Origin of the sequence: Sphingobium sp. LB126, assembly GCF_002795205.1 — a bacterium.
Classification (GTDB): domain Bacteria; phylum Pseudomonadota; class Alphaproteobacteria; order Sphingomonadales; family Sphingomonadaceae; genus Sphingobium; species Sphingobium chungbukense.
Genome location: NZ_NETV01000001.1, coordinates 758,663 through 774,033, shown reverse-complemented (window position 1 = coordinate 774,033; position 15,371 = coordinate 758,663). Strand labels below are relative to the sequence as shown.

Below are 15,371 nucleotides of genomic sequence, written 5' to 3'. Positions count from 1 at the left end.
GTTGCAAAACGGGCAGGTTTGACCCGAGCGGAAAAGCAAGAACATATCGGGGCGTGGGTTAAGTGAACGTGGTTGCTGAGATCAATATAAGGTCGATGTCGGATTATGCGCCGGAGGATGCGGCGCTTCTGTGCGGTGTGGGGCGTCTGGTCTGTGCCTGGACGATGCTGGAGCAGAGCCTGGAGGCGAAGATCGCGATGATGCGGGAAGCCATGGGAGATGTGCGGACCGTAGGTGCCCGGACCCGGCCGGGCATGACGAAGCTGATGACCGAACTGCGAACCATGGTGTCGATGCGGGACCGGCGCAATGCCGGCGCATTGACGGAAATATCGGATATCGAGCGCGACATGCAGAGGATCGACCGGTTCCGGTCGCTTATCATCGGCGGCTTTCAGCAGCCCGCGCCCGGCGGCTTCACATGCCGCGATGCGCGGAACAACCAGACGCATGTTTCGCTTGAACAACTCGATGTGGAGATCGGCTCCCTCGAAAGGGTGGCGCAGCGTCTGCTGGCCGTCTGAAACGGGGTAAGCCATCTTCCACGCTTGATCTTTATCGCGCGGAGGCCGAAGCCTGTCCGCGCGACCAGCGAGAATGGAGACTTGATGTCCTACAAACCGATTCGCAAAGCCGTTTTCCCTGTCGCGGGGCTCGGCACGCGCTTCCTTCCGGCGACCAAGTCGGTGCCCAAGGAATTGCTGCCGGTCGTCGACCGTCCGCTGATCCAATATGCGGTGGACGAGGCGCGGGAAGCGGGGATCGAGCAGATGATCTTCGTCACCGGCCGCGGCAAGGGCGCGATCGAGGATTATTTCGACATGGCGTTCGAGGCCGAGGCCACCCAGCGCGAGCGGGGCAAGGACCTGTCGGCGCTGGACGGCACGCGGCTGCTGCCCGGCAATGCGGTGTTCCTGCGTCAGCAGGAGCCGCTGGGCCTGGGCCATGCCATCTGGTGCGCGCGCGATATTGTGGGCGATGAACCCTTCGCCATCCTGCTGCCCGACGAATTCATGAAGGGCGCGCCGGGGCGGGGATGCCTCAAGCAGATGGTCGAGGCTTATGACAGGGTCGGCGGCAATCTGGTCTGCGCCCTCGAAGTGCCGATGGCCGAGACGCCGAGCTATGGCGTGATCGATCCCGGCAAGCGCGACGGAGCGTTGACCGAGGTCAAGGGGCTGGTGGAAAAGCCCGCTCCAGGGACGGCGCCGTCCAACCTGATCCTGCCGGGCCGCTACATCCTCCAGCCGGAGGTCATGAAGATATTGGAAACGCAGGAAAAGGGCGCGGGCGGGGAGATCCAGCTGACCGACGCCATGGCGTCGATGATCGGCACCCAGCCCTTTCATGGCGTGACCTTCGACGGACGGCGTTTCGATTGCGGCTCCAAGGCGGGCTATATCGAGGCCAATCTGGCGCTGGCGCTGGATCGCGAGGATATGGGCGAACATATCCGCCAGTTCGCCCTGGCGGAGCTCGGCGTCAGCGGGATTGCCGCCGCGGCCTGAACTGGTGGCGGCGCCGATTGACGGCCTTCTGGGCGCGGAGGACGGTTCGATCGTTCACCGTTCCTGTTTGCCGGGTTCATGGGCCGCCTTGGTGACCTCCAAGGCCTTATCTCGACATGGCGCGGCGACTTGCCAGGCCCATCATCGCAAAGCCGATGATGGAGGCGACGACATTCGCCGCCGCCGCGCCGATGGTACCGTAGAGCGGCAGCAGCGCCGCCTGCATCCCCAGCAGCATCGCGGTCGACACCAACGTGATGCGCAGTGACAGGGTGGCCCGGTCGGTCGCCATCAGCAGCGGGCGATAGCTCACGCCGATCAGATCGATGCAAGCCGAAATTCCCAGCAGCACCAGCAGCGGATAGCCCGGCAGAAACGCCTTTCCGGCGATCAGCCCCAGCAAGGGATGGCCGATGGTCAGGATCAGGACGATGATCACCGCGCCCGCGATCAGAGCGAGCCGGTTGGTACGGCGGAACAGCATCCCCAGTGCCTCATGGCCGTGGCTGCCATGCGTGCGGCTCAGTTCGACGAAGATGCTGCGCGAAAGCAGACTGGAAATCTTGGTCAATGAGTTGGCGAGCTGGTTGGCGAGGCGGTATAGGCCCGCGCCCGCCGGTCCGACGAACAGGCCCACCACCAGGACGGCTACCTGCTGCCCCACGGACGACAGGGTGGTCTGCAAATTGGTCGCGGTCAGGAAACCGACGATGCCCGGATTTTCCGTCCGCGCGTCCATGGCCTTGCCGGCCCGCCAGCCTCCCAAGCTATCGCCGCCGACCCGGATGGCCAGCCACCAATAGCTCACCGCGCACAGCAGTTCGGCCACGCCCCAGGCGATCAGGAAACCAGTGACATTGGGCATCAGCACCCAGGCGAGCAATGCGCCGATCATGCGGCCGACCGGGATCATCGTCTCGGCAAAGGCGCCTGAATCGAATCTGTCGAACAGCCGCAGCACGCCGGTCGGGCTGGAGCGGATGGTGATCATCATCACCATGCAGAATATCCACGCCTGCCATCCCATGCCGGCCGACAAGTCCATCAGCGATCCGAAGGCGAGGATGATGAAGGCCGCGATCAGTCCGCCCGCCGCGGCGGAGCCCAGGTCGATCAGGATGCAGAAGCGCAGCACCCGATTGAGCGCATCGCCATTGCCCGATGCCAGGTGCGGCTGGCCATAGCGCACCACGATCTGCCAGCTGTCGAAGCTCACCAGCGTCTTGATGACGTTGGCGGCGCTCAGCACCAGCGCGAACCGGCCGAAATCCGCGACGCCCAGGGTCCGCGTCACGATGGCGAGGTAGGCGAGGCTCAGCACCGCGCCCACGCCCTTGCCGCCTAGCAGCCATCCGGTATTCGCCAGAATACGAGCGAAGCCTTCCTGAGCGCCACCCGATCCGCGCTTGCTGTCCACTGACGTTCCGGCCTTTCCCTGGCGCCGACCGACCGGCGAGCGCCTATCTAGGATCGGTCAGGGGGCGATGCAACACACGCTGTCCCTCCCGCTTCATTTGCTCTAAGGCGGCACCCCATGACCATTTCGAAAGCCATCATCCTTTCCGCAGGCCAGGGGTCGCGCCTTCTTCCGCTCACCCGCGACGTGCCCAAATGCATGATCGACTTCAACGGCCGCAGCCTCATCAGCTGGCAGGTCGCGGCGCTGGTGGCCAATGGCGTGACCGACATCGTCGTCGTCACCGGTTTCCGGACCGAACGGGTGGAGGATCATGCGCTGCAACTTTACCGCGAGACCGGCGCGCGCATCCGGACCGTGTTCAATCCCTTTTTCCAGGTGGCGGACAATCTGGGAACCTGCTGGATCGTGCGGGAGGAGATGGACCGCGACTTCATCATCCTGAACGGCGACACGATCGTTTCGGACGAGATCGTGGGCAAGCTGATTGCCGGGGCGCAGGATGCGATCACGGTGACGGTCGACATCAAGCCGGGCGACTATGACGATGACGACATGAAGGTGAACCGGGACGGGACGGGGCGTCTGCTGGACATCGGCAAAAGGCTGCTGCCGCACGACACCAACGCCGAATCCATCGGCATGCTGGCGTTCCGGGGCGAGGGGCCGGCGATCTTCCGCAACCAGATCGACCAGATGATGCGCACCCCAGAGGGCGTCGAGCGCTGGTATCTGCGCGCCATCGACATCATCGCCAAGGGGAACCGCGTTGGCACCGTGTCGATCGAAGGGCTGGACTGGCAGGAAGTCGACTTCCCCCAGGATGTGGAGGCGGCGAAGACGCTCACCGCCCGTTGGCTGGCCGAGGGCCGCTACGCGAAATAGGGTTTCAGCCAGCCGGTCAGTGCGGCGATCTGTTCAGGGTCGAGCTTCACCGCGCTGCCAAGGTCGGGCTGGCCGGGCCAACCGGCGTCCGCTACCTGAATGCCCGCATGCTCGCGGCTGTCCTCGTAACGGGGTAGCACATGGAAATGGACATGCGGGTCCACCATCATCAGCATCAGATAATTGATCTTCTGGTAGCCGACCGCCTGAGCCAGCGCGCTTTCGATTGCCTTGGTCGCGACGGCCAGTTCGGCATGCGCTTCCGCCGGCAGGTCGCCAAAGGCGGTGGCGTCCGATTTTGCGGCCAGAACCAGGGATCCCAGCGTCGGCTGGGCAGGGCGCAGCAACGCCACCCAATGCGCGAACTCAGCGATCAGAGTCGCGGGAAATCCGAATTTCTCGATGGTCGCGTTCATGCCACTGCCTCCATCCAGCTGACGATGGGCCGTCCGGAGCGCTGCACGCCATAGGCCTGCATCAGCCGCACGGCATGCACGACGAGCGAGATCCCCGTCCACCAGGCCAGCGCGATCAGGCCCATGTCGGGGCGTCCGGCCAGGAGCGCCACGAACAGGATCACCATGTTCGGATTGCGCCGCGCGGTGATCAGGCGGAACCAGCTGTCGAACCGGCCCCACACATGGATGTCCATGCCGAAATCCTTGATGAACATCCCTTCGATCACTCGCTGGAGCACATAGCCGATGATCACCGCGGCCATCACGAGGGCGAAGGTCTCTGTCGAGAGCGCCTGTCCCCAGGCCGATAGCCCCACGCCCCAGAAATACCACCAGAAGGGCGGATGGATGAGGTCGACGCCATGGTCCGCCACATTGCCCCATTTGGAAGAGGTGATGGTGCAGCGGGCCAGCTTCCCATCCACCGTATCGAGTATCATGAAAATGAAGCCGGCGAGCATGCCCGTCCAATAGAGACCCTGCGCGAAGAACCAGGTCGCCACCACGCAAAGGGTCGCGCCGATCGCCGTCACCATATTGGGCGTCATGCCGATGGACGCCGCCAGCCGCGTCAGCCACAAAGCGAGCTCGGGCCAGAGATATTTGGTCAGCAGATCGGTGACGCCCTTATAGGCGCCGAAATAGCTTTGCCGCTCGATGCCGCGCCGGGTGGCCGGGGTCAGTTGCTTGACGAAGGGTTGTTCCAGCTTGCGCAACTGCCGGTTGTAGAGCTTTCGCCCGTCAGAGAGGTCGATCACTTGCGCCGCGTTCAGCGGATCGCTGCCCGCCGTCACCTGCCCGACGATCGGCGTGCTGCCCCAGGCGAAGACCGTTCCGGGTTCCTCCAGCACCAGCCGCAGCAACATCGGATCGAAGGCGTAGGCCAAGTTGAACAGCAGTTCATGACCTTCCGCCAGCGCGTTGCCATTCTTCGCCGCACTCTCGGCCATGCGGCGGCAGCGCTCGGCATTGGACATGCCCCAGATGCGGGTCGCATTGTCGCCCAACAGCCGCACCGGTCCCAGTGCGGTCGTGATCGTCTGCGTCATGCGGCGGCGGTCCTTTCGGATTTCCGGGCAAAATCGAGAATGAGGTCGGCCTGCCGTTCGGAGGCGGGCGTAGGCGATCGGTCGATGGAGTCGGACATGGCCGCTTCCTGAGCATCAACGAACCCGGCTTGCAAGTCCGCAGCGCGATCCAGTGCCTGTGGCAAGGCGGCCATATCCTCGATCACCTGCCCCAGGCGCCAATGGGAGAAGGCGTCGTTGCCGCGCCAGTCGCGCCGGTCCAGATTGAGGAAGATGCAGGGACGGGGACGGAGCAGATATTCGTAGATCTGGCTCGATACGTCACCCAGATAGACGTCCGCGCTCATCGTATAGCTCATGTCGATCGAATGCCGGCTACCCATGTCCACACGGATATGAGGCGCGTTCGTACAGATCGGCGCGGTGCGGCCGGCGAGCTTGGTATGGGGGGCGATGATGACGTTCCAGCCCTTCAGCGCTTCCAGCGCGCCCAGCACCTGCGGTCCATGGCGGGGCCATGACGACAATGCGGCATCGAAATGCGGATTATAGAGCAGGACCGGCCGGTCATTGTCGAAAAAACGTTGCGGCGCGGCCTTCAACTCGAACTTCGCATAGCCGCCGACCGCACAATCGTCCGTCGTGCACAGCCCACGGTCGATCAGCCGCCGCCGATCCTTCTCGCCCGCGACGAGCGTCAGGTCGAAGGCGGAATGGCGCGCCTTGTAGCCGCCCTCCCGATCGCCCGCGCCATGTTTGATCTGTATCATTCGCCCGGAAAAGCCGGGCACGCTGCGCAGCCAGCCGCTGGAGATTTCCGTCGTCACCAGCACGGGAAAGCGGCGGATCGTCGCATAGTTCAGCATCAGCGTCAGGAAACGCGAGGGCTGGCGGAACAGCGAGTCGGGCTGTGAGGGCGGCCTGCGCAGCCGGACGAGGTTCATGTCGCCTTCGGGATCATAGCTGGCGACGAGGTCGAGGATCAGGGGGGAGGGCGACAGGACATGGACCCTCACCCCCGCGCGGCGGGACAGGGCGAGGGCGGCTGGCAGCCAATGATAGGCTTGATGGGCTTCGGCGATGGCCAGAAAGGCGATGTCGGTCGGCAACGGGGGCTCCCCAGTGTATGTCCCGCCGTAGCGATCCCGCCCGCTACAAATCAAGCAACCCTTATTTGTTCTGCTCTCTGTGCTGGACCTTTGCAGATTTTTTGTTATGCGCAACGCCGAACAGTTGAGACATATCCGAAGAGGCTTGACGAGCAATGGCCGAATTTGCGTTGCCCAAGAACAGCAAGATCAGCGCCAAGGGCGTAACCCACAAGGCGCCTGACGGGGCCACGAACGTCAAGAGCTTCAAGGTCTATCGCTACGACCCCGACTCCGGTCAGAACCCGCGCTATGACACGTTCGAGATCGATCTCGACAATTGCGGTCCGATGGTCCTGGACGCGCTGCTGAAGATCAAGAATGAATATGATCCGACGCTGACCTTCCGCCGTTCCTGCCGGGAGGGTATTTGCGGTTCCTGTTCGATGAACATGAACGGCCGCAATGGCCTGGCCTGCACCACCTCGATCGAGGAATGCTCGGGCAAGGAAGTGCGTGTCACGCCGCTGCCGCACATGGACGTGATCAAGGACCTCGTGCCCGATTTCACGCATTTCTATGCGCAGTACAATTCGATCAAGCCCTGGCTGCAAACCGTCAGCCCCGCGCCCAGCGGCAAGGAACGGCTCCAGTCGCCCGCCGACCGCGAGAAGCTGGACGGCCTCTATGAGTGCATCCTGTGCGCCTGCTGTTCGACTTCCTGCCCCAGCTACTGGTGGAACAGCGACAAGTTCCTGGGTCCGGCGATCCTGCTCCAGGCCTATCGCTGGCTGGCCGACAGCCGCGACGAATATACCGGCGAGCGCTTGGACGAGCTGGAAGACCCCTTCCGCCTCTATCGCTGCCACACCATCATGAACTGCGCGAATGTCTGCCCCAAGGGCCTCAGCCCCGCCAAGGCGATCGCGGAAACCAAGAAGATGATGGTCGAACGGCAGCTCTGATCGAGGTGGGAGACCGGGTTGGTCCTCTAAGCCGCGTGCCGGATGGCCCGTGGATGGACTGGATGTCCTGGGCCGATCCAGTGCCCGGCACCTTTCTCGACTCGGCCATAGGCATCAGCTATTCGCGTGGCGATGCCGAATGTCAGGCGACGGTCATGTTGGAAACGCGACCGTCGCATGCCAATCGCCTTGGTGCGCTGCATGGCGGTTTTCTGGCCGCCTTCGCCGATCATGCGCTGTTCGCGGGACTGGCCGCGATGGGACGGCCGGAACAGGCGGCGGCCGTGACCGTTGATCTGACCATGCAATATTGTGGTTCAGGCAAGGTGGGTCCGCATCTGCGCGCGGAGGTCGAATTGCTGCGCGAGACGGGACGGATGATGTTTTTGCGGCTGACGCTCCATCAGGACGAGGAACTGATCGCGGCGTCCACCGCAACCGTGCGCAAGGCTCCTGTCGCAACGTGACCGGCGTGATCGCCCGATATGACGCGCTTGTCGCGGCCGGCGAATTGCGGGCCGATCCCGATCAGCGGGCGGCCGCCGGACGGCTGGATCATCTGCAAAGGGAATTGGAAGCGGCGCCGCCGCGCGGGTCGACCCTGTGGAAGCTGCTTCGCAAGGCGCCTGAGCCGCCACGAGGCCTTTATATGTGGGGCGGCGTCGGGCGCGGCAAATCGATGCTGATGGACCTGTTCTTCGACACGGTGCATGTCCAGCGCAAGAAGCGCGCGCATTTCCACGAATTCATGCTGGACGTGCATGCCCGCCTGGCCGAGGCGCGTAAATCCGAGACCGGCGATCCGATCCCACCGGTGGTCGAGTCGCTGGCCGAAGAGGCGCGGCTGCTCTGTTTCGACGAGATGGTCGTCAATAATATGGCCGACGCCGCGATCATGTCGCGACTGTTCACGGGGCTGCTGGAAAAGCGGGTGACGATCGTCACCACCTCCAATCGCGAACCGGACGAACTCTACAAGAACGGGCTCAATCGCCAGCTTTTCCTGCCTTTCATCGACCTGATCAAGGCGAAGCTGGATGTCATGACGCTGAACGGGCCGACCGATTACCGGCTTGATCGGCTGGGCGATGCGCAGCTTTGGCACGCGCCCAATGGACCGGAGGCGACCAGGGCCTTGTCCGAAGCCTTTTTCCGCCTGACCGACTATCCGGTGGAGGATCGCGCCAGGGTTCCGGCCGAAGACATCAAAGTACAGGGCGGCCGGACGCTGCATGTGCCCAAGAGCCTCAAGGGCGTGGCCGTCTTCTCCTTCAAGCGCCTCTGCGCCGAAGCGCGCGGCGCGCCGGATTATCTGGCGATCGCCCGTAAATATCACACGGTCATCCTTGTCGGCATCCCGGTGCTGGGGCCGGAAAAGCGCAATGAAGCGGCGCGTTTCGTGACGCTGATCGACGCGCTCTACGAATATAAGGTGAAACTGCTCGCCTCCGCCGATGCTGAGCCGGCGGTCCTCTATCCGGAAGGGGACGGCGCCTTCGAGTTCGAGAGGACCGTGTCGCGCCTCATGGAAATGCAGTCGGACGATTATCTGGCTCTAGGCCACGGTGAGAAATAGCCTCGACGAGAGATAATCTCGCCCTGTCGCTCATCCGTTCATCCCGTAACAATCCGCTATTAGGCAAAAAGGGCCCGAACGCCTCCCTCAGCGGGAAGCGTGCGGCAGTGGCCGCTGCGGGGAAGGGCCGTGCGCCAGGGTAGGAGCGCTTGGGCAACAGAGGCAAAATCGCCGTTAATGAAATTGCGAATGAATTGCAAAGATAATTTGTCGCTAAGGCTTCTGCGCGGTTGAAACCTAGGCCAGATAGGCCTAAGCGCTCCCTTGTTTGAGGATTTCTTGGCAATTCCGGTTTTCCACGGCTTGGAGGATTACATATGGCCCGTAAGAAGATCGCGCTTATCGGCGCTGGCAATATCGGTGGCACCCTCGCGCATCTTGCGGCTCTCAAGGGGCTGGGCGACATTGTCCTGTTCGACGTCGTCGAAGGCGTGCCGCAGGGCAAGGCGCTGGACCTGTCGCAGTGCGCTTCGGTCGAGGGCTTCGATGCCAAGATCACCGGATCGAACGACTATGCCGATATCGCAGGCGCCGATGTGATCATCGTCACCGCCGGTGTCGCCCGCAAGCCGGGCATGAGCCGCGACGATCTGCTGGGCATCAACCTCAAGGTCATGAAGGCCGTGGGCGAGGGGATCGCCGCCAATGCGCCGAACGCCTTCGTCATCTGCATCACCAACCCCCTGGATGCCATGGTGTGGGCGCTGCGCGAATTTTCCGGCCTGCCGCACAACAAGGTCGTCGGCATGGCGGGCGTGCTCGACTCGTCGCGCTTCAACCATTTCCTGGCGGAAGAATTCAACGTGTCGGCCAAGGACGTCACCAGCTTCGTGCTCGGTGGCCATGGCGACACGATGGTCCCGGTCATCGAATATTCGACCGTCGCGGGCATCCCCGTTCCCGACCTCATCAAGCAGGGCCGCTCGACCAAGGAGCGCATCGACGCCATCGTCCAGCGCACCCGTTCGGGCGGCGGCGAGATCGTCGCGCTGCTCAAGACCGGCTCGGCCTTCTATGCGCCCGCTACCAGCGCGATCGCCATGGCTGAAGCCTATCTGGGCGACAAGAAGCGCCTGCTGCCCTGCGCCGCCAACCTGACCGGCCAGTACGGCGTCGACAATCTCTATGTCGGCGTGCCCGTGATCATCGGCAAGGACGGCGTCGAGCAGGTCATCGAGATCGCGCTGGACGACGAGGCCAAGGCGAACCTTCAGGTGTCGGTCGACGCCGTCAAGGAACTGCTGGAAGCCTGCAAGGGCATCGACCCTTCGCTCGCCTGATCCTTTCCAAGAGCTGCACCAGTCCGTCCCAGGTGAGTGCGCACCCTGGGGCGGCCTGCCTTTAGACCCAAAGTGCCACGTCCACAGAAGATAAAGGGACTGACATGTCCATTCTGGTGAACAAGAACACCAAGGTCATCACCCAGGGTATGACTGGTGCCACCGGTACCTTCCACACTGAAACCGCATTGGCCTATGGCACGCAGATGGTTGGCGGCGTCACCCCCGGCAAGGGCGGCACGACCCATATCGGCCTGCCCATGTTCGACACGGTTGCCGAAGCCAAGTCGAAGACCGGCGCCGACGCGTCGGTCATCTACGTTCCGCCGCCGTTCGCGGCCGACTCGATCCTGGAAGCGATCGACGCCGAAATCCCGCTGATCGTCTGCATCACCGAGGGCATTCCGGTGCTGGACATGGTGAAGGTGAAGCGCTCCCTGTCGGGCAGCAAGTCGCGCCTGATCGGCCCGAACTGCCCCGGCCTGCTGACGCCCGGCGAGTGCAAGATCGGCATCATGCCCGGCAACATCTTCTCCAAGGGTTCGGTCGGCGTCGTGTCGCGTTCGGGCACGCTCACCTATGAAGCCGTGTTCCAGACCACCAATGCGGGCCTGGGCCAGACCACCGCGGTCGGCATCGGCGGCGACCCGGTCAACGGCACCAACTTCATCGACGTGCTGGAACTGTTCCTGGCCGACGACGCCACCGAATCGATCATCATGATCGGTGAAATCGGCGGCGACGCGGAAGAGCAGGCTGCCCAGTTCCTGATCGACGAAGCCAAGAAGGGCCGCAAGAAGCCGATGGCCGGCTTCATCGCGGGCCGCACGGCGCCTCCGGGCCGTCGCATGGGCCATGCCGGCGCGATCGTGTCGGGCGGCAAGGGCGACGCCGAGAGCAAGATCGCGGCGATGGAAGCGGCCGGCATCAAGGTCGCTGCCAGCCCGTCGGAACTTGGCACGACCCTGCTGGAAGTGCTGAAGGGCTGAGCCACAAAGCTGACAAGGCGGCCGGGCTGCACCCCGGCCGCTTGTTACCCCCGCCGCGACTGCACGCGGTTGGCATGGGACGTGAGACATGGGTTACGAGAATCAGGAAGTTTTTGAGGGGCTCGGGGAAATCGAGCGCGGACCGAGCTGGGCGCGCACCAACTGGCCGCCGATCGATACCGACGACCTGACCGGGGCGCTGGACCCCACGCAGATGCAGGTGGCCGTGAAGGCCGCCGCCAAGGCCGTCGGCAAGGCGGTTTCGGATGCTGATGCCGTAAGTGCGGCCGATGATGCAATCCGTGCCCAGATGCTGATCCGCACATATCGCGTACGTGGTCATCTGGCGGCCAATCTCGATCCGCTGGGGCTCACCCAGCGCGACCTGCCGGCCGACCTGACGCCGGAATATCACGGCCTGACCGACCTCGACAAAAAAGTCTATCTGGGCGGCACGCTGGGGCTGCAATATGCGACAGTGCGCGAGATCGTGGCGATCCTGCGCGCCAATTATTGCGGCAATGTCGGCCTGGAATATATGCACATCGCGGACGTGGAGGAACGCCGTTTCCTCCAGGAGCGTCTGGAAGGCAAGGACAAGGAAATCCACTTCACGCCGGAAGGCAAGAAGGCGATCCTGGCCAAGGTGATCCACGCCGAACAATATGAGAAGTTCCTGGGCCGCAAATATGTCGGCACCAAGCGCTTCGGCCTGGACGGCGGCGAATCGATGATCCCGGCGCTCGAAGCCATCATCAAATATGGCGGCGCGCAGGGCGTGCGCGAGATCGTCTACGGCATGGCCCATCGCGGCCGCCTGAACGTACTCGCCAATGTGATGGCCAAGGGTTTCCGCGTCATCTTCCACGAATTTTCGGGCGGCACCGCCAATCCCGAAGATGTCGGCGGTTCGGGCGACGTGAAGTACCATCTCGGCACCTCCACTGACCGCGAGTTCGACGGCATCAAGGTGCATATGTCGCTCGTCCCCAATCCCTCGCATCTGGAAACCGTCGATCCGGTGGTGTTGGGCAAGGTCCGCGCGCAGCAGACTTTCCGTGACGACCTTGCCAAGCATGAGCAGGTCCTGCCCGTGCTGATCCATGGCGACGCGGCCTTTGCGGGCCAGGGCATCGTCTGGGAATGCCTCGGCTTCTCGGGCGTGTCGGGTTACAATACCGGCGGCTGCATCCACTTCATCGTCAACAACCAGATCGGCTTCACCACCAGCCCGCAATTCTCGCGCGGCTCGCCCTATCCGAGCGACGTGGCGAAGGGCGTTCAGGCGCCGATCCTGCACATCAACGGCGACGATCCCGAAGCGGTCACCTTCGCGTGCAAGCTGGCGATGGAATATCGCCAGACCTTCCATCGCGACATCGTGATCGACATGTGGTGCTATCGCCGCTTCGGCCATAATGAAGGCGACGAGCCGTCATTCACCCAGCCGCAGATGTACGCGAAGATTCGCCAGCATCCGCCGGTCAGCGACGTCTATTCCGCGCGGTTGAAGGCCGAAGGCGTGGTCGACGACGATTTCGTCGCCCAGGTGACGGGCGATTTCGTCAACCATCTGGAGGAAGAGTTCGAGGCGGCGAAGAGCTACAAGCCCAACAAGGCCGACTGGTTCGCCGGTCGCTGGTCGGGCCTGCACAAGCCCGCCGACGCCGAAACCACCCGCCAGAGCGTCGAGTCCGCGGTCAGCCAGAAGCTGTTCGACAGCCTGGGCAAGACGCTGACGACGATTCCGGAAGGCCATAACGTCCACAAGACGCTGAAGCGCGTGATCGACGCCAAGGCGGAGATGTTCAAGTCCGGCGAGAATTTCGACTGGGCGACCGGTGAGGCCCTGGCCTTCGGTTCGCTGCTGTCGGAAGGCTATGGCGTGCGCCTGTCGGGCCAGGACTCCGGGCGCGGCACGTTCAGCCAGCGTCACGCCGTCTGGACCGACCAGGATACGGAGAGCAAGTACATCCCGCTCTCGACCGTGCCGCACGGCCGGTTCGAGGTGCTGGATTCGCCGCTTTCCGAATATGGCGTGCTGGGCTTCGAATATGGCTTCGCGCTGGCGGACCCGAAGAGCCTCGTGCTTTGGGAGGCCCAGTTCGGCGACTTCGCCAATGGCGCGCAGATCATCTTCGACCAGTATATCGCTTCGTCGGAGACCAAGTGGCTGCGGTCCAACGGCCTCGTCTGCCTGCTGCCGCATGGCTATGAAGGGCAGGGTCCGGAGCATAGCTCGGCCCGTCTGGAGCGTTATCTCCAGCTTTGCGCGGAAGGGAATATCCAGGTCGCGAATATCACGACCCCGGCGAACTATTTCCACGTCCTGCGCCGTCAGATGCTGCGGCCCTTCCGCAAGCCGCTGATCATCATGGCGCCCAAGTCGCTGCTGCGTCACAAGTTGGCGGTCAGCAAGGCGGAGGATTTCTTGGGTGCAACGCATTTCAAGCGCATCCTGTCGGACCCCAATGGGGCGCCTGACAAGGATACGAAGCGCCTGGTGCTGTGCTCCGGCAAGGTCTTTTACGACCTGATGGAAGCCCGCGACCAGCATGGCGACACGGATGTGCAGATCGTTCGCATCGAACAGATCTACCCGTTCGCGACCGAGGCCCTCGCAACGCGCATCGCGCGCATGACGAACCTTCAGGAAGTCGTCTGGTGTCAGGAAGAACCGCGCAACAACGGCGCCTGGTTCTTCGTGGAGCCCTATATCGAGGAAGCGCTGGCGCAGGCCGGCAAGGCGCCGATGCGCGCCCGCTATGCTGGACGCAAGGCGTCGGCGTCGCCCGCAACGGGCCTCGCCAAGCGTCATGTCGCCGAGCAGGGCGCTCTCGTCGCCGATGCGCTGGGTCACAGCGTTCGTGAAGAAATCCGTCGCCAGAAGAAAGGCTGAACAAGCTCATGGCTACCGAAGTCAAAGTGCCCACCCTGGGCGAATCCGTTACCGAAGCAACCGTTGGCCAGTGGCTGAAGAAGCCCGGCGATGCCGTGAAGGCCGACGAGCCCATCGTCAGCCTTGAAACCGACAAGGTCGCGGTCGACGTGCCAGCGCCCGTCGCCGGCGTGCTGGGTGATATCGTCGCCAAGGAAGGTGATACGGTCGAGGTCGGCGCTCTGCTGGCCTATGTGAACGAGGGCGCGGCCGCTGCGGCTGCTCCCGCCGCTGCCGCGCCCGCTGCCAAGGCGGAAGCGGCGGCCCCGGCGCCTGCCGCTTCGGCTCCTGCCGCCGCGGACGATGAAGAGGGCGGCAATCTGACCCTGTCGCCCGCGGTTCGCCGCCTGGTGCTGGAACATGGCCTTGACCCGAGCAAGATCAAAGGCACCGGCAAGGATGGCCGTCTGACCAAGGACGATGTCGTGGCTGCGGCCGCTGCCGGCACCGCCAAGGCCGCCGCTTCGGCCGCTGCCGCCGCGCCTGCCGCCGCTGCCCCGGCTGCCGGTCCGAGCCGCGCGCAGGAACGGGTCAAGATGACCCGTCTGCGCCAGACCGTCGCCAAGCGCCTCAAGGAAGCGCAGAACAACGCGGCGCTGCTGACCACCTACAACGACGTCGACATGACCAACGTCATCGAGGCGCGTGCCAAGTATAAGGATCTGTTCGAGAAGAAGCATGGCGTCCGTCTGGGCTTCATGGGCTTCTTCACCAAGGCGGTCTGCATGGCGCTGCGCGACATTCCGGGCGTCAACGCGCAGATCGAGGGCGACGAGATCGTCTATAACGACTTCGCCGATATCTCGGTCGCCGTGTCGGCGCCGAATGGCCTGGTCGTTCCGGTCATCCGCAACGCGGAATCGCTGAGCGTGGCCGAGATCGAGAAGACGATCGGCAGCTTCGGCAAGAAGGCCAAGGAAGGCACGCTGACCATGGAGGACATGAAGGGCGGCACCTTCACCATCTCCAACGGCGGCGTCTTCGGTTCGCTGTTGTCGAGCCCGATCATCAACCCGCCGCAGTCGGCGGTGCTGGGCCTCCACCGCATCGAGGACCGTCCGGTCGTCCGCGACGGCCAGATCGTCATCCGCCCGATGATGTATCTCGCGCTCAGCTATGACCATCGCCTGATCGACGGTCGCGAAGCGGTGACCTTCCTCGTCGCGGTCAAGAACGCGATCGAGGACCCGACCCGCCTGTTGATCGACCTGTAAGGTTCGTCCATTCATCCCGTTCGGG

At 63.5% G+C, this 15,371-nt stretch carries 14 protein-coding genes; 10 read left to right on the top strand and 4 right to left on the bottom strand.

Annotation, left to right across the window (positions count from 1 at the left end; translation table 11 throughout):
* Nucleotides 1–95: 95 nt before the first annotated feature.
* Together CAF53_RS03700 and CAF53_RS03695 are read left to right on the top strand one after the other, a co-directional pair.
* Nucleotides 96–524: a hypothetical protein gene (locus tag CAF53_RS03700; RefSeq protein WP_046764913.1), complete on the top strand. Its 429-nt coding sequence runs from the start codon at nt 96–98 to the stop codon at nt 522–524.
* A gap of 84 nt (nt 525–608) precedes the next feature.
* Complete coding sequence (locus CAF53_RS03695) at nt 609–1,508, top strand: UTP--glucose-1-phosphate uridylyltransferase (protein ID WP_046764655.1); 900 nt, start codon at nt 609–611, stop codon at nt 1,506–1,508.
* 106 nt (nt 1,509–1,614) lie between these two features.
* Here the strand turns inward: CAF53_RS03695 and CAF53_RS03690 are convergent, their stop codons facing one another.
* On the bottom strand, nt 1,615–2,925 hold the full coding sequence (locus CAF53_RS03690) for an oligosaccharide flippase family protein (protein ID WP_100237367.1): 1,311 nt from the start codon (nt 2,923–2,925) through the stop codon (nt 1,615–1,617).
* 117 nt (nt 2,926–3,042) lie between these two features.
* On the opposite strand from CAF53_RS03690, the gene CAF53_RS03685 reads away from it, so the two are divergent.
* The gene (locus tag CAF53_RS03685; RefSeq protein WP_100237366.1) at nt 3,043–3,810 is read left to right on the top strand and encodes a phosphocholine cytidylyltransferase family protein; all 768 of its coding nucleotides are present in this window, start codon (nt 3,043–3,045) and stop codon (nt 3,808–3,810) included.
* Here the strand turns inward: CAF53_RS03685 and CAF53_RS03680 are convergent.
* From CAF53_RS03680 to CAF53_RS03670, 3 genes are read right to left on the bottom strand one after another with little or no spacing between them, the layout of a single operon-like run.
* Nucleotides 3,798–4,226 (bottom strand): HIT family protein, encoded by a 429-nt coding sequence (locus tag CAF53_RS03680; protein WP_100237365.1) that lies wholly within the window; start codon nt 4,224–4,226, stop codon nt 3,798–3,800. The genes CAF53_RS03685 and CAF53_RS03680 overlap by 13 nt on opposite strands.
* Nucleotides 4,223–5,317 carry a CDP-alcohol phosphatidyltransferase family protein gene (locus CAF53_RS03675; RefSeq protein WP_100237364.1) on the bottom strand — a complete coding sequence of 365 codons (1,095 nt, stop codon included), beginning with the start codon at nt 5,315–5,317 and terminating at the stop codon, nt 4,223–4,225. Before CAF53_RS03675 ends, CAF53_RS03680 begins: the two co-directional genes overlap by 4 nt.
* Nucleotides 5,314–6,405, bottom strand: coding sequence for a glycosyl transferase (locus tag CAF53_RS03670; protein ID WP_046764650.1), 1,092 nt, complete (start codon nt 6,403–6,405; stop codon nt 5,314–5,316). The genes CAF53_RS03675 and CAF53_RS03670 overlap by 4 nt, the downstream gene beginning before the upstream one ends.
* A gap of 155 nt (nt 6,406–6,560) precedes the next feature.
* On the opposite strand from CAF53_RS03670, the gene CAF53_RS03665 reads away from it, so the two are divergent.
* From CAF53_RS03665 to odhB, 7 genes are all read left to right on the top strand, one after another.
* Complete coding sequence (locus CAF53_RS03665) at nt 6,561–7,349, top strand: succinate dehydrogenase iron-sulfur subunit (RefSeq protein ID WP_046764649.1); 789 nt, start codon at nt 6,561–6,563, stop codon at nt 7,347–7,349.
* 62 nt (nt 7,350–7,411) lie between these two features.
* Nucleotides 7,412–7,816, top strand: a complete 405-nt coding sequence (locus tag CAF53_RS03660) for a PaaI family thioesterase (protein ID WP_242443379.1) — start codon at nt 7,412–7,414, stop codon at nt 7,814–7,816.
* Nucleotides 7,813–8,925, top strand: a complete 1,113-nt coding sequence (zapE, locus tag CAF53_RS03655) for a cell division protein ZapE (protein WP_046764647.1) — start codon at nt 7,813–7,815, stop codon at nt 8,923–8,925. Before CAF53_RS03660 ends, zapE begins: the two co-directional genes overlap by 4 nt.
* Before the next feature lie 317 nt (nt 8,926–9,242).
* Complete coding sequence (gene mdh / locus CAF53_RS03650; RefSeq protein ID WP_046764646.1) at nt 9,243–10,205, top strand: malate dehydrogenase; 963 nt, start codon at nt 9,243–9,245, stop codon at nt 10,203–10,205.
* A gap of 104 nt (nt 10,206–10,309) precedes the next feature.
* Nucleotides 10,310–11,194: a succinate--CoA ligase subunit alpha gene (sucD, locus tag CAF53_RS03645; RefSeq protein ID WP_046764645.1), complete on the top strand. Its 885-nt coding sequence runs from the start codon at nt 10,310–10,312 to the stop codon at nt 11,192–11,194.
* Between the two features lie 88 nt (nt 11,195–11,282).
* A complete protein-coding gene (locus CAF53_RS03640; protein WP_046764644.1) occupies nt 11,283–14,093 on the top strand; it encodes a 2-oxoglutarate dehydrogenase E1 component in 2,811 nt (936 codons plus the stop codon).
* Nucleotides 14,094–14,101: 8 nt separating this feature from the next.
* Complete coding sequence (odhB, locus tag CAF53_RS03635) at nt 14,102–15,346, top strand: 2-oxoglutarate dehydrogenase complex dihydrolipoyllysine-residue succinyltransferase (RefSeq protein WP_046764643.1); 1,245 nt, start codon at nt 14,102–14,104, stop codon at nt 15,344–15,346.
* The last annotated feature ends 25 nt before the right edge of the window (nt 15,347–15,371 follow it).

Coding starts and splice junctions, on each gene's coding strand:
- CAF53_RS03695 (WP_046764655.1), top strand. CDS start 609: ATGTCCTACAAACCGATTCGCAAAGCCGTTTTCCCTGTCGCGGGGCTC.
- sucD (WP_046764645.1), top strand. CDS start 10,310: ATGTCCATTCTGGTGAACAAGAACACCAAGGTCATCACCCAGGGTATG.
- CAF53_RS03665 (WP_046764649.1), top strand. CDS start 6,561: ATGGCCGAATTTGCGTTGCCCAAGAACAGCAAGATCAGCGCCAAGGGC.
- CAF53_RS03660 (WP_242443379.1), top strand. CDS start 7,412: ATGTCCTGGGCCGATCCAGTGCCCGGCACCTTTCTCGACTCGGCCATA.
- CAF53_RS03700 (WP_046764913.1), top strand. CDS start 96: ATGTCGGATTATGCGCCGGAGGATGCGGCGCTTCTGTGCGGTGTGGGG.
- CAF53_RS03680 (WP_100237365.1), bottom strand. CDS start 4,226: ATGAACGCGACCATCGAGAAATTCGGATTTCCCGCGACTCTGATCGCT.
- CAF53_RS03675 (WP_100237364.1), bottom strand. CDS start 5,317: ATGACGCAGACGATCACGACCGCACTGGGACCGGTGCGGCTGTTGGGC.
- CAF53_RS03640 (WP_046764644.1), top strand. CDS start 11,283: ATGGGTTACGAGAATCAGGAAGTTTTTGAGGGGCTCGGGGAAATCGAG.
- mdh (WP_046764646.1), top strand. CDS start 9,243: ATGGCCCGTAAGAAGATCGCGCTTATCGGCGCTGGCAATATCGGTGGC.
- CAF53_RS03685 (WP_100237366.1), top strand. CDS start 3,043: ATGACCATTTCGAAAGCCATCATCCTTTCCGCAGGCCAGGGGTCGCGC.
- odhB (WP_046764643.1), top strand. CDS start 14,102: ATGGCTACCGAAGTCAAAGTGCCCACCCTGGGCGAATCCGTTACCGAA.